Raw genomic sequence first — 22,503 nt, forward strand, 5'->3', positions numbered from 1 at the left:
GTGCCTAATATTATTTATAAAATGAGAAAACTAGCTTTACTTACTTTATTGTTGGTCTTGACAGGTGCCGGCATACAAGCACAGGGCATTGTCAAAAGCCTGGAACGTACAGTGCCGGGACAGGGAAAGGTGACTATTCATCAAGACCCCCGTATTGGAGCTCTGATTGGTGTGGAACGTCCTGCGACAGGTGAGCATAAGGTAATAAAGACTTCCGGATACCGGATACAGGCGTATGCCGGTAATAATACCCGTCAGGCGAAGAATGATGCTTATCATGTCGCCTCACGTGTTAAAGAGTATTTCCCGGAGTTGCCGATATATACTTCATTCACTCCGCCCCGTTGGCTTTGCCGTGTGGGTGATTTCAGGAGCATTGAAGAGGCGGACGCGATGATGCGCCGGTTGAAAGCTACCGGTGTGTTTAAAGAGGTTTCTATTGTAAGAGATCAGATAAATATCCCTTTATAAATCAATCATGTTAGGAAAAGAAGAAATAGTCTCTCCGAATCTGGAAGAGTTGAAAAGTCATTATCACAGTATTATAACTTTGTTGGGTGAGGATGCCGAACGGGAAGGGTTGTTGAAAACACCCGAACGGGTGGCTAAAGCGATGTTGAGCCTGACAAAGGGGTATCATATGGATCCTCACGAAGTACTCCGCTCTGCTAAATTCCAGGAAGAATATAGCCAGATGGTGATTGTAAAAGACATTGATTTCTTCTCTCTCTGCGAACATCACATGCTGCCGTTCTACGGGAAGGCGCACGTGGCTTATATTCCAAACGGCTATATCACCGGGTTGAGCAAGATTGCCCGTGTAGTCGATATTTTCTCTCACCGCTTGCAAGTGCAGGAACGCATGACGCTGCAAATCAAAGAATGTATTCAGGAAACGCTGAATCCATTAGGCGTGATGGTTGTAGTGGAAGCAAAGCATATGTGTATGCAAATGCGCGGTGTGGAAAAACAAAACTCCATTACTACTACTTCAGACTTTACAGGCGCTTTCAATCAGGCTAAGACTCGCGAAGAGTTTATGAATCTCATTCAACACGGAACTTTGTAGGGGAAACTTACAGGAAACGTGATTTTTGTCCGGCACCGGGGAAGACAGGCTTCGGCACCGGGGAAGAGGGTGTTCGCCACCGAGGAAGGATACCTTCGGCACCGGGGAAGAATTATCGCAGTACAACCCTGTCACCTAATCGTTTTGCCATGACGCTTTGCACAGTTCTCAGTTCATTATAGCGTTGCATAAGCGAGTCGCATTTCTCATTATCATGGGCGAGAGCCGGATCTTGTAAAGCATAAAGCATATGTTTCAGTTCTTCTGTTACGATTGCGTATTTGAAGTTAATCATCAGCATCGGAACCAGTTCGTAGAGCCGTTCTTCATCTGTCACAATCTTCTGTGACTTGGAATGGTATTTGCTAAGTTGATAACGTACATTAATCAAGTCCACGCTCATCTTGCTGATGACGGGATCGGGATGCGCCAGAAAATAGCGTTCCGCGATGAAACTTGAATCATGCATATGTGCGGCAGCTTCCGACAACATTTGGCGGTGCAACGGATTATGGAAAGCCAAATCATCTTCCTTCAAGTCATTGACCACATACTCTATGACGGTCACCGGAATTTCATTTCCTTCTTCGTCAGTCAGATTGCACATGACTTTCTCACCGTGACGAACTACCGCTTGCAGTATCAGCCGCTCGAATTTATAGAACTCCTGTCCTTCTTTTCCTTCCTGCGGAATGAAAGAAGCATAGTTATCCTCTGGCGGAAAAGGAGATTCAGCATATCCGGCATCACTGGCTTCCGGTGGCAACGGAATATCGCCATTGGGCATGGGGGCACTTCCGCCTGCTTCTCCCGGCTGCCCTTGTTGAGCTATCGTAGCTGTCCTTGCGGCAATCCGGCGATCCCGTTCGGTTTGCTCAGCCCGTTTCTCCGCCTGTGTTTCCCGTCTTTTGGCAACTTCCGATACTAGCAATTTATCTTCTACATGCAGCAACTGGGCACATTCTTTGATATAGACATCGCGTACAATCGCTTCCGGTATAATGGAGATGCTTTGCACCAAATTACCTATAAGTTCCGCCCGCTTGATAGGATCTTTTCCTGCGTCTTCCAACAGTAAGTTGGTCTTGAAGCGGATAAAGTCCGTTTCATGCTCTGATATGAAAGCTTGAAATTCCGTAGAGTTATGTTTGCGGGCAAAAGAGTCCGGGTCGTCACCATCGGGTAGCAGACAGACTTTAATATTCATGCCCTCTTCAAGCAGCATGTCAATCCCTCGGATAGAAGCCTTGATACCTGCCGCATCACCGTCGTAGAGCACAGTCATATTATTGGTGAAGCGGTGGATCATACGGATTTGTCCCGGTGTAAGAGCCGTTCCCGAAGAAGCGACTACATTCTCTATACCGGACTGATGCATAGAAATAACATCCGTGTAACCTTCGACCAGGAAACAACGGTCTTGTTTCACAATTGCCTGTTTGGCAAAATAGATACCGTATAATTCGTTACTCTTATGGTAAATCTCTGATTCTGGAGAGTTGACGTATTTAACTTTAATCCCTTTTGTAGCACTGGCGAGCACACGTCCGCCAAAGGCCACTACTTTACCGGAGAGGGTATGTACAGGGAAAATGACACGTCCCCAAAAACGATCCCGCAAACGATGGTCGTCTGTCTCATAGCAAAGTCCCGTCTTTACGAGGTATTCTTTCTTATATCCTTTCTGTAACGCTTCTTTGGAGAAAGCATCATGGCTGTCGGTACAGTATCCCAATTGGAACTTCTCAATAATATCATCCCGGAAACCACGGTTACGGAAGTAGGCCATACCGATACTGCGGCCGTCTATATGATTTTTCAGTATATTCTGAAAGTAGTCGCGTGCGAAGTTATTAACAATAAACAGACTTTCGCGTTCGCTCTGCACAAATTTCTCTTCATCGCTCAGCTCCCGTTCCTTGATTTCAATATTGTATTTCTTGGCAAGGTATTTCAGAGCTTCGGGATAAGACATCTGCTCGTGCTCCATGATGAAGTGCACTGCGTTTCCACCCTTGCCGCAGGCAAAGCATTTGCAAAGCCCTTTGGCGGGAGAAACGTAAAAAGAAGGTGTCTTGTCACTATGGAATGGGCACAAACCGACGTAATTGACACCACGCTTGCGCAGGGTGACAAAATCTGAAACGACATCCATTATCTGTGCCGCGTCCAATATCCGGTCGATGGTAACTTGATCTATCATTCTTCTTTTCTCCTGTGAATCCGTTTTTGCGGATACAAAGGTACACATAAAAAAATCCCCTGCAAAGAACTTTTTTGCAGGGGATGGTTAAATCTTACCTATATCGGTTGCGGATTATTTAATCTTCTCCCGAATTTTCGTCAGATACTTTTTCATCCCTTCCGCATCCTTGTTCTCAATGATTTCAAGAAGGTTCTTCAGCTCGGTGCGAATGTTGGTCACTTGTCCCGGAGTACGTGGATTGAACAGGATTTCCTGAAGTAGATAATCATCTTCACTCAGCAGACCTTTGGCGATAGCCATATGCTTCTTGAACGTAGTTCCCGGAGCTTCCTGATGTTTCATTACGGCAGCGAATACGAAAGTCGAGACGAATGGAATGGAGAGTGAGTAGGCTACTGTCTCGTCATGCTCGTCGAATGTATATTCGAAAATATTCAGTCTCAGCGTCTGATAGAGGTCTTTGAAGAATATCTTTCCCAAATGGTCGCCTTCACTGATGATGATCGCATTTTCGCTGCTCAGGTTGCTAAGACTGGCGAAGGTAGGGCCAAACATCGGGTGACTGGAAACATAACGGAAGCCACTTTCTTCATAGAACTTCTTCAGTCCTGTTTTTACAGAGGCAATGTCACTAATGATACAGTCTTTGGGCAGTACGGGCAATACGTTGCGGAAAGCATCCAGCGTGTACTTTACTGTAACGGCATTAATAACCAGTTCCGGTTCGAATTCCTTAATCTCCTCTAATGTAGTGAAACGATACGTGTTGTAGACAAAACGCAATTGGTGCGGGTTGACGTCATACACGGCCGTCTCGTGTTGAAAGCTCAAAATATCAGTAAAGAAGGAGCCCATTTTTCCGGCTCCGAGGATTAATATTCTCACGTTTGTTAACGATTAATGGTTAGTGATTGGTGATTAACGAATAGAGTTAGTGATTAATGATTAACGAATAAGTTAATGATTAAAGTCATAGGCTGATGATAAACCTACTATCTTACATATACAATAATATAGCGCAGCCAATTAATCATTAATCACTAACCGTGAATCACTTATTGATAATTTCCATCTGCTGACGAACAGATTCTTCGTGGATAGCTTCGAAGATTTTCTTCATAAACTCTGCATCCATACCACATTGCTCTCCCTGCATTCCGCGTTTCTCGAGAATTTCATTGTAGCGTCCGGCTTGTAGTATAGTGATGTTGTGCTCTTTCTTGAATGTTCCGATTTCGCGGGCGACACGCATTCTCTTGGCAAGTTCCTGGATGATATTGTCGTCACATTCGTCAATCTGTTTACGCAACAGGCTCAGGCTTTCTGTAGATTGAGTTTCGGTACGGATAACCAGCAAATTGAGGATATAGTCGAGTACATCGGGAGTAACCTGTTGCGAAGCATCGCTCCAAGCACAATCCGGGTTGCAGTGGCTTTCTACAATCAGACCGTCGAAGTTCAAGTCCATTGCTTGCTGGCAAAGCGGAGCTACCAGTTCACGTTTGCCGCCGATATGGCTCGGGTCACAGAAAATGGGCAGTTCGGGGATACGGCGGCGTAGTTCGATAGGAATATGCCATTGAGGAAGATTACGGTAAATCTTCTTATCGTAGCTGCTGAAACCGCGGTGGATAGCACCCAATCGTTTCAAACCTGCGTTGTTGATACGTTCCAAAGCTCCAATCCATAGTTCAAGATCCGGATTAACAGGATTCTTAACCAATACAGGGATGTCAACACCTTTCAGTGCGTCAGCGATTTCCTGTACGGCGAAAGGATTGGCGGTGGTACGTGCACCTACCCAAAGAATATCAATTCCGGCCTTCAGACATTCGTAAACGTGCTTGGCTGTTGCCACTTCGGTAGAAACATACATTCCCGTTTCTTTCTTCACCTCTTTCAGCCAGGCAAGACCCTCTACGCCGATTCCTTCGAAACCACCCGGCTTGGTACGCGGTTTCCAGATTCCTGCACGGAATATCTTTTGTCCTTTAGCTGCCAATTGCTTGGCTGTATCCATCACTTGTTCTTCAGTCTCTGCACTACATGGGCCGGCAATGACAATCGGTCTTTTAGCTTCAATGCCCGGTAATAAAATTGATTCGAGTTCCATATTCTTATTTGTTTTTACTTTTATACTTGTTTATTGTAACGACTCTGGCGGGATTAGTTTGATTATCAGTAATCATCTTTGCTCCCGGGCGGTCAGAGTCTTTTGATTCTTTCCAGTGCTTCCGCTAGTTTTGCATCCTTGCAACAGAGGGAGATACGGATATATCTCGCTCCGTTACTGCCGAAGATAAATCCCGGTGTGATGAACACTCTAGCTTCATGCAGCACTTTTTCCGTCAGTTCCTCTACATCCTTGCAAGATGCGGGAATTTTCCCCCAAAGGAACATTCCTACTTGCTTTTCGTCGTAGGTGCATCCCAATGTTCTCATAATCTCACCGGCGAGGTGGCGGCGGTTACGGTAGTTTTCGTTATTGCCTTCATACCAGTCTGCTTCTGCTTCCAGAGCTGTTGCGGCCGCCAGTTGCATGGCACGGAACATTCCGCTGTCGATGTTGCTTTTTACTTTCAGTATCCATTGTACAAATTCAGCGTTCGATGCTAACATTCCGATACGCCAGCCCGGCATATTGTGGCTCTTGCTCATGGAATTGAATTCGATGCAACATTCTTTAGCTCCCGGCACACTCAGAATACTGATCGGCTTTTCGTTCAGGATAAAGCTGTACGGATTATCATTCACAATCACAATATTCTTCCGGCGGGCAAAGTCAACGAGACGTTCATACAGTTCGGGGGTTGCGTTTGCGCCTGTCGGCATATTCGGATAGTTCGTCCACATCAATTTCACGCGGCTTAAATCCATATTCTCCAGTGCTTCAAAGTCGGGCATCCAGCCGTCTTCCTCTTTCAAATCATAATTGATGACTTCCGCACCGAGTATCTTGCTCAAGGAAGTATAAGTAGGGTACCCCGGATTCGGAACCAATACCTGTTCGCCCGGATTGACAAAAGCCAGTGTGACATGAAGAATACCCTCTTTCGAGCCAATCAATGGCTGTATCTCCGTATTCGGATTCAGTTCCACTCCGTACCAGCGTTGATACCAGGCAGCGAAACCTTTGCGGAGTTCGGGGATACCCACATACGGCTGATAACCGTGTCCGTTCGGGTCGTGGGCATTGTTGCACAATGTTTCGATGGTCTTTTCCGAAGGCGGCATATCGGGACTGCCGATACCCAGACTGATAACGTCTTTTCCTTCCGCATTCATCTGTGCTACCTCTTTCAGCTTCTTTGAGAAGTAGTATTCGCTTACACTTGCCAGTCTGTGGGCAGGAGCGATTTTATACGTTTGATTTTCCTTCTGCATATTCGCCTAATAATTTAAGTTCTTTGGTTAATGGAGTGATTGCTGCAATGGATTGCTTATATCTCAGATAATCGTTGAAAGCTACGTCTACGTAAAACTGGTATTCCCATTCACGTCCGATAATCGGCAGCGATTGTATCTTGGTCAGGTTGATATTATAAAAAGACAGGATAGACAATACTTGTGACAAACTGCCTTCCGTATGCGGTAGAGTGAATACCATACTCGCCTTGTTGGTTGCGTTGGCATGATGCTGGCGAAGCTCGTCCACCTGCCAAGGGTCTGCAACGACTAGAAAACGGGTGAAGTTATGCTTATTTGTTTCGATGCCTTCTTGCAGGACTTTCATTCCATAGCGTTCGGCAGCCGCTTTGGAGCAGATAGCGGCGTGTCCTTTCAGATTTCCGTTCTTGATAGCTTCTGCGCTGCGTGCCGTGTCTTCACCTTCCACCACTTTCAGTTGCGGATGCTGATTCAGAAAATCACGGCACTGCATCAAAGCGATAGGGTGGGAGTTGACTTCCGTCAGGTCTTCCCAACTTTCATCGGGCAGGCAGACGAAGCTGTGCGAGATACGCAGTTTGTATTCACCGATAATCTGCGTACCGCTTTGTCTCAGCAACTCATTGTTGTGCAGCAAGCTGCCTGCAATCGTATTCTCGATGGCTAGCATTCCGATAACCTGGCTGTCCTTACGTATCGAAGTAAACACGTCTTCGAAGCTGGCACAACAGATTAACTCTATTTCTTCTCCCTCGAAGTACTTGTGTGCGGCGATATCATGATATGAGCCGAGTGTTCCTTGAATTGCTATCTTTTTCATTGTTCTAAATGGTTTATATAAAAAAAATCCCGCGTCCATATTGGAGCGGGATTCATATGATTGATTTCTCTATTCAGTCCTTAAGCATCACTGTCACTTGATACATACAAACTCCCGCTCTACTTTGTTGCTAAAGTAAAAGTAAAAAAAGAAGTAATATGCATAAGTAAATGATCTCATACGAGTCTTTGTTTTTTGCTTTGGTTTTTAATTCTGGGGACAAAAGTAATACTTTTCTGTTAAACGCAAACAAAAAGCGATACTTTTTTTATTTTCTTGCCTAAAATATATAAAAAGGACACTTAGAAGATACCCGGCAGTGCTTCCGTCTTCGCTCCAAGGTTCTTGAATTCTCCGTTCAGCCCGGCCTCCTCTTTCGGATTCAGTTCCAAAGACTTCTTCATGTCTTCCACAGAGCCGTCTTTATCTCCATTCAACAGTTTGGCACGTCCGCGCTCCTTGTAGGCTTCGGCGAAATTAGGATTCAGTTCGATAGCCTCATCAAACAGGGCGATGGCTTCCGTCAGTTTCTTCTGGTTGATATAAAGTTGGCCCAGATAAAGATATGCCTGTTCGTTGAAAGGGTTTATTTCCGTAACAAGCTGATAGTCCGCTTCCGCTTCTTCGGCCTGTCCGTTCGCTTCTTTCACTTTTCCACGCAGGAGTATGGCAGTTTCTTCTTCCGGGTTTTGGGCAAGTACAGCGTCTATGTCTTCCATCATTTCGTTGTACTGTCTCAGCTTTAGGAGAGCTTCTGCACGCAGCAGGCGGGCTTCAACGAAATCATCCTTCAGAGTGATGGCTTTCGTGAGATGGGCGATGGTCATCAGGTCGTCATTCTGTCCCTGACGGGCTTTTCCCAACAGATAATGTGCTACGGCATTTCCTTCTTCGATGGCAATCGCCTTATTGGCAGCCTCTTCCATCGCTTGATAATCTTCCTGAACAAAGCATACATTTGCCAATGTCAGGAAAGTGTTGGTGATGTGCGGTTCCATTGCAGCCATTTTCTCCAACAGTTCGCGTGCTTTTGCCGTGTCTCCCATTTGGATGTAGAGTTGGCTGAGATATCCCATTGTTTCGAACTCTTCCTCGATGGCAAGAGCTTCAGTGAAACATTTTACGGCATAATCCGGACGTCCCATGCGTTGTGCACGCAGACCGTCATATTTGAAAATCTCGAATCTTTTCTGGTCGTTTTTTTGCTTTTCGCTTTCCGGAGTTTCAGACTTTCCGGAGAAGAAAGATTTAAAAAAGTTCGGCATGATATGTTGTTTTTGAGTTTATCTGCAAATGTAATAACTTATTTTGAAATATGTATTATTCCGTCCTGCATCTTCAATGCACCTTCTTCCAATAAATGATGGATGACTTCCGCCACTTCCTCTTTTTCCGCCGCTATTTGATTGGCTATCTCTACTGGAGATAGCGGATTCTGAGTAAGCAGCTCTATGATTTTCCGTTTCAGTTCCTCGAAAGAATCTTCGGATAGAGAATCTGTTGCGTGACGGCTGAGGCAGACATCACACTGTCCGCAGTTATGTTCGTTCTTCTCTCCGAAATAGCGGAGCAACATCTGGCTGCGGCATACATTGTCTGAAGTGACATACTCTTCCATTGCCTTGATGCGCGCTTCATAGCGGACTTTGCGCTCTTCATAAACCGAAGGCGGGATATGTACGAAACGGAGTTCCTGCCGTTCGCGCGTATATATAATATAAGGTGTCTTTTTGTGAGGAATATAATCCACGATACGGCGTTTGGTCAGCGTCACCAGTATGTTGTAGATTTGCTCGCGTGTCAACCCGGTACGTATGGACAGGGATGCTTCGCTGATATAAGCATAATCCGTGAACACTCCTGTGTACGAACGGAGAATAGTCTGTATCAGTGCTTCCGTTTCCGGTCCCATTTCGCGCAACTTGTACAACTCATCCCGGCGAAGCGTAAACAGGATACGCGAAGCATTGTCCTGCTCGTCTGTATATTCCAGATAACCGGCCTGAGTCAGTATTTTCAGTGCACTGTCCACCGGCACCGGAAAATATTTGAACTTCCGGCAAAACTCTTCGATATTGAATTCGCGGACACACTGGAATCCGTCTCCCATCGCCATCTGATAGTAATACTGCAAATGTTCGTAGACATTGAGGATATATTCTTTGTCGGGAAAAGTATCCACTATCCGCTTATGTAGTGTTGTTTTATCCGATTTGGAATATAAGATGACAGCGTAAGCCTTTTCCCCGTCTCTTCCCGCACGTCCGGCTTCCTGAAAATAGGCTTCGGGCGAATCGGGAAGATCGAGATGCAGTACAATTCGGACATCCGGCTTGTCAATACCCATTCCGAAGGCGTTTGTCGCCACCATTACGCGAACCTCACCATTTTGCCAACGCTTTTGCCGCAGGTCTTTTACGGCATTATCAAGTCCCGCATGATAGAAATCGGCGGTAATGTCTTCGTTTACCAATAGTTCGGTGATTTCTTTAGTCCGTCGCCTGTTGCGTACATAAATAATGGCACTGCCCGGCATCCTTTGTAAGATATGCAATAATTCTTTTGTCTTGTTATCCGTCTTGCGGACGATGTACGCCAGGTTCTTCCGCTCGAAGCTCATGCGGAAAACATTCCCTTCATGGAAATTCAGGCGGGCTTGAATGTCTTTTACTACTTCCGGGGTGGCGGTCGCGGTAAGTGCCAGTACCGGAACACTCGGCAAAAGTTCCCGTATTTCCGCTATCTTCAAGTAAGCAGGACGGAAATCATATCCCCATTGTGAGATACAGTGACTTTCGTCTACTGTAATCATGGAGACTTTCATGGAACGGAGTTTGATGCGGAATATTTCCGTATCCAGACGTTCCGGAGAAATATAGAGGAATTTGTAATTGCCGAAGATACAGTTCTCAAGTGCGGTAATAATCTCCTGCCGTGTCATACCGGAATATACGGCAAGAGCCTTGATACCGCGTTTGCGCAGGTTATGCACCTGGTCCTTCATCAAGGCGATGAGAGGAGTAATGACGATGCAAAGTCCCTCTTGTGCGAGGGCAGGAACCTGAAATGTGATGGACTTGCCGCCACCGGTCGGCATCAGTCCCAGTGTATCTTTGCCTTCACCGATACTGGTAATGATCTCTTCCTGCAAATCGCGGAAAGAGTCATATCCCCAGTATTGTCTTAATATCTCCTGATACTTATTCAATCGGTCTTATATCTTCGATTTGAAGTTGCACTTCACCACGTTTGTGGGTATTCTCTTCAATGGTGTAGCAGATATCGAACGAACGTTTGGTCTTGATATATCGTACGTGCGAACTTTGCCCGAATGCGATACCATTCATCACATTGTTCGATTTATTGTCAACCAGTTCCAGTTTGATATGTTCCTGGTCGCGTCCCACCACTTTACTTGTCCCATAATCATAGACATGGTGCGTACAGAAGATGGGCTTTATGTTATCGGGGCCGTACGGATTAAACTTTTTCAAGTCATTGAAGAACTTGGGAGAAATATCCCTGAAGTCAATCTCGGCGTCAATATCAATAACGGCACTAGTCTGCTCCGGTAGGATGTGCTGCGAGACGTATTCTTCGAACCGTTTGGTGAAAGCTTCCACGTTTTCCACTTTCATGGACAATCCGGCAGCATAGGTATGTCCGCCAAAATTCTCCAGCAGGTCGCGGCAATGTTCAATCGCCTTGTATACATCGAAACCGGAAACAGAGCGTGCGGAACCAGTTGCCATATCATCCGTCCGGGTCAGTACTACGGCAGGACGATAGTAAACTTCCGTCAGGCGGGAAGCTACGATACCAATTACCCCTTTGTGCCACTCTTCGTTATAAAGCACGATAGAGCGGCGGTCGGCTAACCCGTCCAGGTTGGCGACGATTTTGTTCGCCTCTTCCGTCATGCTTTTATCGAGGTCTTTCCGTGTCTCGTTATACTGATTGATTTGTCCGGCTTTCTCAAGCGCAGCCGAGAAGTCTTTTTCCGTCAACAAGTCCACCGCTTCTTTTCCGTTCTGGATACGTCCCGACGCATTGATGCGCGGCCCGATTTTGAACACAATGTCGCTGACAGTGATTTCTTTTTCGGAAAGTCCACATACGTCGATAATGGCTTTCATTCCGATACTCGGATTACTGTTCAACTGCTTCAGCCCATGAAAAGCCAGAATACGGTTTTCACCCATAATCGGAACGATGTCCGACGCGATACTTACCGCTACGATGTCGAGCAACGGAATCAGGTGATGAAACTCGATACCGTTGCTGATAGCGAACGCCTGCATGAATTTGAAACCTACGCCACAGCCCGAAAGATGCGTGTACGGATACGTATTATCCAGACGCTTGGCATTCAGGATAGCTACGGCAGGCGGCAGGATGTCATCCGGCACATGATGGTCACAGATGATAAAATCAATGCCTTTCTCTTTGGCATACGTGATTTCTTCTACTGCCTTTATTCCGCAGTCGAGTACGATAATCAGTCCTACACCGGTTTCGGCAGCATAGTCCACTCCTTTTTTCGAAATGCCATACCCTTCGTTGTAGCGGTCGGGTATGTAATAATCAAGGTTCGAATAGAACTGTTGAATAAACTTGTAGACCAGTGCTACGGCAGTAGTACCGTCTACGTCATAATCTCCATAAATTAGAATACGTTCTTTCTTTCCCATCGCCTTGTTCAGACGTTCTACTGCAATATCCATATCCTTCATCAGGAACGGGTCGTGCAGGTCGGGCAATTGCGGGCGGAAAAACTTCTTGGCATCCGTTGCCTTCGTTATTCCCCGCTGTACCAAAAGTTGTCCAAGTATAGGGCTAATCCCTAATTCCTGGGCCAATGTCTGGCTTGTCTCTGCCTGTTCGGGTGTAATGGGTCGATAATTCCATTTGTGATTCATTTTATATATTGTTTTTTCTTTTTCTGTTCTCAAGGGTTGCGAAAGGCACTTCTTTCCAACGAGGGGTAAAAGTACGAAAAAAACCGGAAGTGGGAGTAGATATGACGAAAATATTTCATGGGCAGTGGAAAACCGGAAGTTTGATATGGGGTGTCTTTTAGTTTTTATAGCTGATTTTTGGAAGATAACTTTTTTGGTTTATCTTTGCTCCACCAATAAGAATCTGATAAATGAGAAAGCCGCGCAACGTCACAGACTCCAATATGACATTTGATAATATCTATTCAGAGTATTATCAACGTTGCTTCCTATTCGCCAAATCCTACCTCCATGATGAAATGCTGTCGAAAGATATAGCTTCCGAGGCGATGATTACTTTATGGACTACGATGAAGACGGAAGAAGTGGATAATGTCCGTGCTTTCTTGATGACCGTAGTAAAGAACCAGTCGTTGAATCATCTGCGGAATGAGCACTTGCGGATGGAAGCTCGTGAGAATATCCTGAATGACGAACTCTATGAGCTTGACTTCCGCATCTCTTCTTTGGACGCCTGCAATCCGACGGATATTTTCTCGGAAGAGATAAACCGGATTGTCAACCAAACCCTGAACGAATTGCCGGAAAAGACTAGAAAGGCATTTGTGATGAGCCGGTACGAAAATAAATCGGTAAAGGAGATTGCCGACTCACTTGACATCACCGTTAAGGGAGCAGACTACCATATAGGCAAAGCGTTGAAAGCCCTGCGGGTGAATTTGAAGGACTATTTGTATATCCTGTTTTTCATCTGATTTCCTTCAAAAAGTCCGGCACCGGGGAAGACACCCTTCGGCACCGGGGAAGACCCCTCGCGGCACCGGGGAGCGATGCTTTCGGCACCGGGGAACGGATTCCCGAAAAAAAGTGTGCTATTTTTCATATTTCCACTAGTGAACTTCGCAAGTGATGTGTCCTATATATGTAAGCCCATGAAGGGATTGCTTTTTAATCAGAGAAAGTATGGACGTAAGACTACTTAATAAATATATTGCCGGTGACGTACTTCCCGAAGAAAAGAAGGAAGTGATACGCTGGATGAAGGAGAGCGAAGAACATCGTGAACAACTGATGCAGTTGCATCGCATTTATAACGCAACTCTTTGGAACGGAAATGTTGACGGACAGAATACGAAGAATACGGAAAGGAAGAAACCTGTAATGCGGTATCTCTGGACGTCGATGAAGATAGCCGCGGTAGTTGCCATGCTTGCTTTTATCATCCATAAGGAATATCAGGACTACCGGTTGGAACATTCTACCGATGTGCAGACAGTGACCGTTCCGGCAGGACAGCGTGCCAATCTGTTATTGGCTGACGGGACAACAGTTTGGTTGAACTCCAACTCCACATTGAAATATCCCGCCAACGGCTTCCACTCTACAAACAGAAAGGTGATTTTGGAAGGAGAAGGATACTTTGAAGTGGCGCACGACGAGAAACACCCTTTCATTGTTGAAACGCAGAAATATGATATCCGGGTATTGGGAACCACCTTCAACGTATCCGCCTATCCGAATTCCGATATGTTCGAAACGTCTCTGATAGAAGGAAAAGTAACCGTCTACCAGCCGGATACGCAAAACGAAATAGTGCTGAAACCGCATGAGAAAGTAGAAGCGAGAGACGGTAAACTTTATAAAGAGACATTCACTTCGGACAACGACTTCCTCTGGCGGATGGGAATCTATTCCTTCAAGAACGAACCTTTGGCAACGGTATTCAAGAAATTGGAGCAATATTATGAAGTGCAGATTATCAACAATAATAAAGAGATAGCTTCCCGTCCGTGTACAGGTAAGTTCCGGCAGAAAGAAGGTATCGAACACGTGATGAAGGTATTGCAGAAGTACGTTAAATTTAACTATATGCAGGATGATGAGAAGAATCAGATTATCATCTATTGATTAAGAAGTATGAACCCTAAAATGAAAAACATGAGAACAAGAGCACCTGTCTGTTTAGAACGAAAATATCGGTAAATGCTGCAACATTTACCGATATGTGAGAAGTCAATAAAAAAGACTCGACTTTCATTCCAAATCTTTATGTATTAACTTAATAACTCTAGGCAAAGATATGAAAAATAATCTTTGGTATGGGCGTATTGTCCATAGAAAAACACACTGTACTCAAATTTTAAGAATTATGAGGTTAACTGTCTTTTTCCTGTTATTCATCATTTTTGAGACGTATGCCCTAAACGGCTATTCTCAGAATCAAAAAGTTACGATGAATAAAGGAACCGCAACATTCGCCGAAATCATCAGGCAGATTGAAAAACAAACAGACTATTTGTTTATCTATAATGAACACGAGGTTAGTCTGAAACGGAAAGTGTCTATTTCCACTCAGAATGGGACAGTGGCAAGTCTGCTGGTGGATGCGCTGAAGGGTACGGAGTTCTCCTATACAATGGAAGGAAAACACATCATCCTTACGAAAAAACAAGTTGAAGCACTAAGTCCTGTGCAACACAAGAAAAGAATAACCGGTCTGGTGAAGGAATATTCGGGCGAAGCCATCGTAGGATGCAATGTGTCGGTTAAGGGTACTACCATCGGCACAATCACCGATATAAATGGCAAGTATAGCCTTGAAGTTCCCGATAATGCTACCTTGGTCTTTTCATTCCTCGGATATAAGAGTATGGAATATCCGGTGAAAGCACAGCAGACTATCAATGTGACCTTGGGCGAAGATTCAAAGGCGCTTAATGAAGTGGTGGTTGTAGGATACGGTACACAACGCAAGGCGTTGGTGACTAATGCAATCAGTTCTTTTAAGCCCAGCGAATCGAATATGCGTCCGGTGTTGACTCCGAGCGAATTACTACAAGGACGAGTGGCGGGTGTTACGGTATCGACCGGCTCCGGCAATTTGGGAAGTTCCGAACGTATGAGTATTCGCGGTGCGGCTTCTTTGAGTGCCAGCAACGAGCCTCTGTACGTGGTGGACGGAATTCCCATCCTTAACAGTAACGCTTCCTTATTCAATATGGGGGAAGATTTGAGTTCGATGGCAGTATTGAATCTGACGGACATCGAATCTATTGAAGTTTTGAAAGATGCCGCTTCGGCAGCTATCTACGGTTCGCGGGCAACGAATGGCGTGGTGGTGATTACAACCAAATCCGGTAAGGAAGGCCGTTCGGATATTCGTTTGAATGTCAGTACGGGAATCTCCAAATTTGCCAATAAAGGACGCATCAAATATGCGGATTCCGACTTGTATGTGGAAACCTACAACGACGGAGTCGAACGTTATAATCGTCAGAATGGCTATACCGTAGGTTCGGCGGGATATGTAGTACCTATCTCCAACCCATTTCAGGGAATGCCCGATACGGATTGGCTGGATTTGATTACTCAAGTGGGGCATTCTTACAATGTAGACCTCTCCTTTTCCGGTGGAAGCAAGAAAACTAAATTCTATGTCGGAGCCAATTACAATTATCAGGAAGGTATTATTAAGACTAATGATATAACCAAAATTAATCTGAAAGCGAAGATTAGCCATGAAATGGCTTCGTGGTTGGAAGTCGGTGCCAATGTTAGCGGTAACTATCTGAAAAATAACCGGGTTCCGGGAGCCAATATCGGTTCTACCATCGTAGCCCGTGCCGTTGAACAGCGTCCTTTCGACCGCCCTTACAAGCCGAACGGAGACTATTATTTAGGTGGAACTGATGAACTGGCACGTCATAACCCGCTTCAGATTCTGAATGAAGAAGTATCCTATATTGATACCTACCGTTATTTAGGAACGTTCAATGCCGACTTAAAATATAAGAAGTTCAGTCTGAAGAACTCTGTCAGCACCGACATCGGATATACGTATGACTATGTGTACTACAATGAGAATCATCCTTATGGAGCAGGCGGCGGACGTATTGTGGAGTACAACCGCCTGGTGAAGAACTTATTGATAGAGAATGTATTCAACTATAATGATAAGTTCGGTGATTTTGAAGCGGGTTTGATGCTAGGACATTCTTTTCAGAAGATGTCCACCCGTACATCTTCCATCGACGGACGCGGTTTTCCGTCTCCGGTATTCGATACGGTCGGCACGGCTTCCGAAATTTATAATGCTTCGGGCGGCATCTCCGAGTTTGCCATGGAGTCCTACTTCGGACGTATCAACCTGTCTTATTTAGACCGTTACATTCTGAATGTGACTATGCGTTCGGACGGTTCATCCCGTTTTGCCCCTTCCGACCGTTACGGATATTTCCCCTCTGTCTCTTTAGGTTGGAATGTTTCGAAAGAATCTTTCTGGAAATTCCCTCAGACAGACTTGAAGTTCCGCCTGAGTTATGGTAAGACCGGAAATCAGGATGGAATCGGCAATTATGCCTGGCAACCGTTAATGTCCGGTGGCATCAATTACGGCAATAATAGCGGTATGGCAGTCACCAGCATGGGAAATAACAAACTGACGTGGGAAACTGCCGACCAGTATGACTTCGGCTTCGACCTGGGTTTCTGGAACGGGAAGCTGAATATGATAGCCGATATTTATCTGAAGAATACGAACAACCTGCTTTATTCAATGCCCTTGCACGGGACAAGCGGTTTCACCAGTATCATCAGCAACATCGGCTCGATGCGGAATTATGGTGTCGAGTTCTCAATAAACGGGCACATGAATATCGGAAAGGTGAATTGGACTTCTTCTTTCAATATATCCCATAATAAAAATAAACTCACCAAACTGCTGGGAGACGACTTACTTCCGATAGGTGCTAACCGTGCCCTGAAAGTGGGTGAGGAACTGGGAGCTTTCTACCTGTTCCAAATGGACGGGCTCTACCAATATGACGGTGAAGTGCCGCAACCATTGTACGACCTGGGTGTACGTGCCGGTGACGTGAAATATCATGACGCGGATAATAATGGCATTATCAATGATAACGACCGTGTGTTGACCGGTTCTTCCAATCCCGATTTCTTCGGCGGATGGAACAATACTTTCAAATACAAAGGTTTCCAGTTGGATGTGTTCTTTACGTATATGTACGGAAATGATGTGTATGCCGAATGGGCGGTGACCGCTACCCGTCCCGGATACCGCATGGCCATTACGGAAGATGTCGCCAAGAATCGTTGGACAGCTCCGGGAAGTTCTGATAAATATCCGCGTGCGGTCAATACGCTGTGTGGGCATAACAGCAAGAACTCCACCCGTTTCCTTGAAGACGGCTCTTTCATCCGCTTGCGTTCTCTTACATTCAGTTATACATTCCCGCAGGTAATGTTACAAAAGATTCGATTGAAAGGTCTGCGTCTCTATGTGCAAGGGGACAACCTGTTACTGTTCTCCAAATACTCCGGTTGGGACCCTGAAGTGAGTAAGAACATGGATCCGCAGTACTTTGGCGTCGATTTGTATGGAGTGCCGCCTTCCCGTTCGGTTAATTTCGGAATAAACCTTAGTTTCTAATCATAAACGCTCACAATGATGAAAAAGATTATTACTATATTTCTGGGATGCCTGTTGCTGGCTTCATGCAGTGGCATGCTTGATATCGAATCCCACTCCGCCGTATCGCCGGGAAGTGTGACGCCCAAAGACTTATCGGCTTTACGCATGGGAATGTACAATAAGGTACAGAACTCTCCGGCGCGTGAGTCATATATTACATTCGATATATTGGGCGGAGACTTGACTCAAAGTACAGGGAATGCAAGGGACTTGATAAACTCTGTACTTTCCTCACTGAATTCGATCGTAGCCAACAGTTGGAACGGCTATTACAATGCTTTATATCAAGTAAATAATGTTATCTCCATCGTAGAAGACCTTCCCGAATCCGACCTGCGCAATCTGATTATCGGAGAAGCGCATTATTTCAGGGCATATATCTATCATTCACTGGTGACACGCTGGGGTGGTGTGCCTGTCCAAAGAGTGAACACGATGGACAAGCCTTTCCGTGATTCGGAAGAAGCAGTGTGGGCATTTATTGAGGAAGAACTCGAAACAGCCCTTGCTTTCTTGGGGACTTCTTCCAGTTGTTACTATGTATCCCGCGATGCCGCCCTTGCACTGAAAGCCCGTGTGATGCTCGAACGTGGCAAAAAGACGGAAGCGGCTGCACTGGCGGAAGGTCTGATAAAGGATGGAAAATACAAACTGGATAGCTTCGACAAGATATTCCGTGGAAAGACCAACACGGAAGTTATCTTTTCCTTCCAATGTCTGGCGGAAGAATCGAATATCACCATTTCCACCTTATTCTATACATATGCTCATCCCAATCACGGCAGCTATGTGTATCGTCCCACGAACGACGTGATGAATATGTATGACGACAAGGATAAACGGAAAGAAGTTTCCATTATCAATGTAGGTGCCGAACCTTGTATCAATAAATATCCGAGCGGACAAACCGGTACCGACCCGGTGGTGATGAGTCGTCTGGCCGAAATGTACCTGATAAGTGCGGAAGCGCAAGGACTCTCCAAAGGTCTGGGACGGCTGAACGACTTGCGGAAAGAACGCGGGCTGGATGCCGTAAATCCGAAGGATGAAGACGAATTTATAGAATATATCCTGGACGAACGCCGGAAGGAACTGCTTGCTGAAGGTTTCAGATATTATGACCTCATACGTACGAATAAGGCAAAGACAATGCTCGGACTGAAAGATTACCAGTTGGTATTGCCTATACCAGGCAAGGAAATGATTTCGAATCCGAACCTGGAGCCGAATCCCGGATATTGATAATGATTGTATTTATACTTATTAAAGAGACAAAATGATGAAAAAACTGATATATGATTCCGCTCTTCTTCTTTTGGGGTGTCTGCTATGGACGGGATGCAATAATGATGAAGACCTGACCGTCTATTCCACCGAGGGCGCGAAAACGGAGTTGGGACAGAAGATAATTGCCGGAAGTGACGGATACGTCGGACAATATTTCTCGGACACTACTTATACGTTGACTCCGGGCGTAAAGGCTTTGGAGATGGAAATCCTTTCTGCCACAGGTATGGCAGTAAAGATGTTTGTCCTGGAAGTCGATTTGAAAGACACGCACCTGACGATGAAAGCTTCGTCTCCCAAAGACGAAGGCAAGCTCAAAACCAAACAACAAATGACGTTGCAGGCATTGGCGCACGACAAACAGGGAAGCCGTGTACTGGCTGCCGTGAATGGTGATTTCTTTGCTACGGACGGAACACCGCAAGGCATTTACTACCGGAACGGGGTATGCTTGAAGAATACGATGACCGATAATGTATGTACTTTCTTTGCCGTCACGAAGGGTAAGAAGGCGGTGATTGGCTCGTATGACGAATATGATACTTATAAGGATGAGATTCAGGAAGCGGTGGGCGGTCGCGTGCGTTTGATGACGAACGGGAATGTGCTTCCTCAGACATCGACAGCACTGGAACCCCGGACGGCTATCGGCGTGACGGACAATAATGTCGTTTATATTTTGGTTGCCGACGGACGTAACTTTTGGTACTCCAACGGCATGAGGTATGCTGAAATGGGAGCTGTCATGAAAGCGTTGGGAGCGAAGGATGCTATCAATCTGGATGGCGGTGGTTCGTCTACTTTCATTATCCGCTCGAAGGCGGGATTTGAAGAGGGCCGTTTTGCTATCCGCAATTGGCCTTATGATAATGGCGGTGTCGAAAGAGCGGTTGCCAACGGACTGTTGGTGGTGACCGATAATTAATAGTTTGAATCTTAATAGTTGAATCATTATGATACGAAATAATAGAATGTATAGTTGCCGGCAAGGTCTATGGGGAATCATCTGTTGCCTGTCCTTGCTGATGGGTATGGCAAGCTGTCAGGACTTTACGGATGATACGGGACGCACAATGCCCGAACCGGATTTGAAGTTTGCGGACGGAACGCTGAATCTTCCGTTGGAAGAAAAGGAATATACGGTGGATATCGAGTCCAATCTGCCTTGGCGTGTGAAGACTTCCGCCACTTGGATTGACTTGCTTTCATCGAACGGGATGGGTACGGGAAGTTTCAGAATATCGGTATCCAAAAATGCGAATGTAGCTCCCCGCGAAGCGGAAATTGCAGGCTGGATTATCGAGGGTGCCGAAACAAAGCTGAGAGTGGTACAGGAAGGAGTGGGTATCGCTTTAAAGAAACGTGCGGTGAAAGTAGGAGCGGAAGGTAGTGCGGAAGAGGTGATACCTTTTTCGACAATGGTTACTTACACATACGAACTGTCCGAAGGATGCGACTGGATACACGTTACCGACGGGGCGGCAATTACTCCGGGCGTCATCAATGAATCGGAACTGAAATTGGCGATTGACCCTTATACGGATATAGACGAGGGACGTACCGCCTCATTGTACCTGAAAGGTTCGAATGGGATTACCGACGTACTGACAATAACGCAGGATAAGAAACCTTTGGGAGACATCGATTACCTGAGAATGTTCTACGAAAGTGCGAACGGAGATAACTGGACGAAGAAATGGAACTTTGACGCTCCACTGGAAACTAACCCGACAAACTGGTTCGGATTGAAGTTTGAGAATAAGAGGGTGGTTGAGATTGATATTCAGTCCCCGAATAATATCGAAGGAGATATTATCCCCTTATGCAACTTGTCGGAACTGAGAAGCATAAAGTTCAAACATCAGAAGTTAGCAGGTATTCCCGAGGAAATAGGACAACTGTCCCAATTGACCACTTTATGGATAATAGAATCTGCTGCAAGCGGAAACTTGCCGGAATCTTTGGGAGAATGTGAATTATTGACTAGCTTTAACATCTCAAATCATCCAACTTCCACTCCGGCCGGATTTAACAATACGTTTACCGGCAATCTGGATATGTTGATAAATATTCCCGGTATGGTGACAATAAAGGCATATTGTAATAATTTGAGCGGGCCGCTTCCGGTTATTCCGTTAGACGGAAACAATAAACCGACCACTTGGAAGAGCCTGAAAGAGTTTATGATTTATACCAACGGATTCAGTGGTAGTATCCCTTACGGATATGGAACGGTAATCGAGAAGAGTGGTTCGAGTGGTATATTCAGAGTGAATGATAATCAGTTGAGTGGACAGATACCTGCGGATATCAAGGCATGGTCGCAATATGCAACCCGGAAAGCTGCGTGGATATTGCAAGGGAATAGTCTTACTGAATAAGATAACTTAATTAATTTATTAACTTAACACATTTATCTGTCTGTTTACAATGAGAAAATACTTCGTTACCCTTGTCTTAGCTCTCTGTTCCGTCGGAACATTGAAAGGGCAGACCGCATCAGATTCTTTGGCAATCGTTTCCGCACAATGGGAGATAGTACATGCTCAAAAGGGGCTTATCCACAAGAGTGCGTCTATACCTCAGCTTTATCAGTGTCCCCAAGTTATCAACCTGATAGAGATTGACCCCGGCAAAGGGATGAAAGCGGGTATTGCCCTATCGGACGGTATGAAAAAGACAAGCCGGATAGCTTCCGAACATCATGCGCTTGCGGCAATCAATGGTTCTTATTTTGATATGAAGCATGGGAATTCTGTCTGTTTCCTGAAAACAGACAGGCAAGTGATTGATACGACAACGATAAACGAGTTTAAACTACGTGTCACGGGAGCCGTTTACGAACGGAAAGGAAAGATGAAGCTGATTCCCTGGAACAGACAGATTGAGAAAAAATATAAGCGAAAGGTGGGTACAATATTGGCATCCGGTCCGTTATTATTAAAAGACGGTCGGGTATGCGACTGGAGCTTGTGTGGAAGGGACTTTGTCCGGACCAAGCATCCCCGTAGTGCTGTTTGTATGACGAAGGACGGAAAAATACTGCTTGTCACGGTGAACGGACGTTTCCCGGGGCGTGCCGAAGGGGTGAATATCCCCGAACTGGCACACTTGCTTCGGATATTAGGCGGTAAGGATGCGTTGAATCTGGACGGTGGCGGTTCCACAACATTATGGCTGTCGGGAGCACCGGATAATGGTGTCGTCAATTATCCTTGTGATAATAAACGTTTCGACCATGCCGGAGAACGCGGAGTGCCCAACATCATTTATATTTATGAATAACCT

The 22,503-nt window shown here is 45.6% G+C and carries 17 protein-coding genes; 9 read left to right on the plus strand and 8 right to left on the minus strand.

From position 1 onward, the window contains the following. The first annotated feature begins 21 nt into the window (after window positions 1-21). Window positions 22-471, plus strand: a complete 450-nt coding sequence (locus BacF7301_RS09350; protein WP_167962185.1) for an SPOR domain-containing protein — start codon at window positions 22-24, stop codon at window positions 469-471. Window positions 472-478: 7 nt separating this feature from the next. Further along, a complete protein-coding gene (folE, locus tag BacF7301_RS09355) occupies window positions 479-1,069 on the plus strand; it encodes a GTP cyclohydrolase I FolE (protein WP_167962187.1) in 591 nt (196 codons plus the stop codon). 112 nt (window positions 1,070-1,181) lie between these two features. Here the strand turns inward: folE and dnaG are convergent, their stop codons facing one another. The 8 genes from dnaG to recJ all read right to left on the minus strand — a co-directional run bounded on the left by dnaG (window position 1,182) and on the right by recJ (window position 12,401). After that, complete coding sequence (gene dnaG / locus BacF7301_RS09360; protein WP_167962189.1) at window positions 1,182-3,272, minus strand: DNA primase; 2,091 nt, start codon at window positions 3,270-3,272, stop codon at window positions 1,182-1,184. A gap of 114 nt (window positions 3,273-3,386) precedes the next feature. Beyond that, window positions 3,387-4,160, minus strand: a complete 774-nt coding sequence (locus tag BacF7301_RS09365; protein ID WP_167962191.1) for a prephenate dehydrogenase — start codon at window positions 4,158-4,160, stop codon at window positions 3,387-3,389. Window positions 4,161-4,326: 166 nt separating this feature from the next. Further along, a complete protein-coding gene (locus BacF7301_RS09370) occupies window positions 4,327-5,388 on the minus strand; it encodes a bifunctional 3-deoxy-7-phosphoheptulonate synthase/chorismate mutase type II (protein WP_167962193.1) in 1,062 nt (353 codons plus the stop codon). Between the two features lie 92 nt (window positions 5,389-5,480). Next, window positions 5,481-6,659: a pyridoxal phosphate-dependent aminotransferase gene (locus BacF7301_RS09375; RefSeq protein ID WP_167962195.1), complete on the minus strand. Its 1,179-nt coding sequence runs from the start codon at window positions 6,657-6,659 to the stop codon at window positions 5,481-5,483. After that, window positions 6,634-7,482: a prephenate dehydratase gene (locus BacF7301_RS09380; protein ID WP_167962197.1), complete on the minus strand. Its 849-nt coding sequence runs from the start codon at window positions 7,480-7,482 to the stop codon at window positions 6,634-6,636. Before BacF7301_RS09380 ends, BacF7301_RS09375 begins: the two co-directional genes overlap by 26 nt. Window positions 7,483-7,784: 302 nt before the next feature. Further along, window positions 7,785-8,747, minus strand: coding sequence for a tetratricopeptide repeat protein (locus BacF7301_RS09385; RefSeq protein WP_167962199.1), 963 nt, complete (start codon window positions 8,745-8,747; stop codon window positions 7,785-7,787). 38 nt (window positions 8,748-8,785) lie between these two features. Then, complete coding sequence (locus BacF7301_RS09390) at window positions 8,786-10,690, minus strand: RecQ family ATP-dependent DNA helicase (RefSeq protein WP_167962201.1); 1,905 nt, start codon at window positions 10,688-10,690, stop codon at window positions 8,786-8,788. Then, window positions 10,683-12,401, minus strand: coding sequence for a single-stranded-DNA-specific exonuclease RecJ (recJ, locus tag BacF7301_RS09395; RefSeq protein ID WP_167962203.1), 1,719 nt, complete (start codon window positions 12,399-12,401; stop codon window positions 10,683-10,685). Before recJ ends, BacF7301_RS09390 begins: the two co-directional genes overlap by 8 nt. A gap of 263 nt (window positions 12,402-12,664) precedes the next feature. Between recJ and BacF7301_RS09400 the strand changes: the two genes are divergently transcribed. The 7 genes from BacF7301_RS09400 (at window position 12,665) to BacF7301_RS09430 (ending at window position 22,500) form a co-directional block, all read left to right on the plus strand. Next, window positions 12,665-13,195, plus strand: coding sequence for an RNA polymerase sigma-70 factor (locus BacF7301_RS09400; RefSeq protein ID WP_167967149.1), 531 nt, complete (start codon window positions 12,665-12,667; stop codon window positions 13,193-13,195). Between the two features lie 208 nt (window positions 13,196-13,403). Then, window positions 13,404-14,348: a FecR family protein gene (locus tag BacF7301_RS09405; protein ID WP_167962205.1), complete on the plus strand. Its 945-nt coding sequence runs from the start codon at window positions 13,404-13,406 to the stop codon at window positions 14,346-14,348. 325 nt (window positions 14,349-14,673) lie between these two features. Then, entirely contained in the window at window positions 14,674-17,886 is a 3,213-nt protein-coding gene (locus BacF7301_RS09410) for a TonB-dependent receptor (RefSeq protein WP_167962207.1), read from the plus strand. 15 nt (window positions 17,887-17,901) lie between these two features. Then, the gene (locus BacF7301_RS09415; RefSeq protein ID WP_209319516.1) at window positions 17,902-19,170 is read left to right on the plus strand and encodes a RagB/SusD family nutrient uptake outer membrane protein; all 1,269 of its coding nucleotides are present in this window, start codon (window positions 17,902-17,904) and stop codon (window positions 19,168-19,170) included. Window positions 19,171-19,204: 34 nt separating this feature from the next. Further along, entirely contained in the window at window positions 19,205-20,140 is a 936-nt protein-coding gene (locus BacF7301_RS09420; protein WP_167962209.1) for a phosphodiester glycosidase family protein, read from the plus strand. 28 nt (window positions 20,141-20,168) lie between these two features. Continuing rightward, window positions 20,169-21,596 (plus strand): BACON domain-containing protein, encoded by a 1,428-nt coding sequence (locus tag BacF7301_RS09425; protein ID WP_167962211.1) that lies wholly within the window; start codon window positions 20,169-20,171, stop codon window positions 21,594-21,596. A 49-nt stretch (window positions 21,597-21,645) separates the two neighbouring features. Next, window positions 21,646-22,500, plus strand: a complete 855-nt coding sequence (locus BacF7301_RS09430) for a phosphodiester glycosidase family protein (protein ID WP_167962213.1) — start codon at window positions 21,646-21,648, stop codon at window positions 22,498-22,500. Window positions 22,501-22,503 lie beyond the last annotated feature (3 nt).

It is taken from the genome of Bacteroides faecium (assembly GCF_012113595.1).
In the GTDB taxonomy this organism is placed as follows: domain Bacteria; phylum Bacteroidota; class Bacteroidia; order Bacteroidales; family Bacteroidaceae; genus Bacteroides; species Bacteroides faecium.

Bases quoted from the DNA above. Each gene is read 5' to 3' on its own strand.
- BacF7301_RS09350 (WP_167962185.1), top strand. From the start codon at position 22: ATGAGAAAACTAGCTTTACTTACTTTATTGTTGGTCTTGACAGGTGCC.
- folE (WP_167962187.1), top strand. From the start codon at position 479: ATGTTAGGAAAAGAAGAAATAGTCTCTCCGAATCTGGAAGAGTTGAAA.
- dnaG (WP_167962189.1), bottom strand. From the start codon at position 3,272: ATGATAGATCAAGTTACCATCGACCGGATATTGGACGCGGCACAGATA.
- BacF7301_RS09370 (WP_167962193.1), bottom strand. From the start codon at position 5,388: ATGGAACTCGAATCAATTTTATTACCGGGCATTGAAGCTAAAAGACCG.
- BacF7301_RS09375 (WP_167962195.1), bottom strand. From the start codon at position 6,659: ATGCAGAAGGAAAATCAAACGTATAAAATCGCTCCTGCCCACAGACTG.
- BacF7301_RS09380 (WP_167962197.1), bottom strand. From the start codon at position 7,482: ATGAAAAAGATAGCAATTCAAGGAACACTCGGCTCATATCATGATATC.
- BacF7301_RS09385 (WP_167962199.1), bottom strand. From the start codon at position 8,747: ATGCCGAACTTTTTTAAATCTTTCTTCTCCGGAAAGTCTGAAACTCCG.
- recJ (WP_167962203.1), bottom strand. From the start codon at position 12,401: ATGAATCACAAATGGAATTATCGACCCATTACACCCGAACAGGCAGAG.
- BacF7301_RS09400 (WP_167967149.1), top strand. From the start codon at position 12,665: ATGACATTTGATAATATCTATTCAGAGTATTATCAACGTTGCTTCCTA.
- BacF7301_RS09405 (WP_167962205.1), top strand. From the start codon at position 13,404: ATGGACGTAAGACTACTTAATAAATATATTGCCGGTGACGTACTTCCC.
- BacF7301_RS09410 (WP_167962207.1), top strand. From the start codon at position 14,674: ATGAATAAAGGAACCGCAACATTCGCCGAAATCATCAGGCAGATTGAA.
- BacF7301_RS09415 (WP_209319516.1), top strand. From the start codon at position 17,902: ATGATGAAAAAGATTATTACTATATTTCTGGGATGCCTGTTGCTGGCT.
- BacF7301_RS09420 (WP_167962209.1), top strand. From the start codon at position 19,205: ATGATGAAAAAACTGATATATGATTCCGCTCTTCTTCTTTTGGGGTGT.
- BacF7301_RS09425 (WP_167962211.1), top strand. From the start codon at position 20,169: ATGATACGAAATAATAGAATGTATAGTTGCCGGCAAGGTCTATGGGGA.
- BacF7301_RS09430 (WP_167962213.1), top strand. From the start codon at position 21,646: ATGAGAAAATACTTCGTTACCCTTGTCTTAGCTCTCTGTTCCGTCGGA.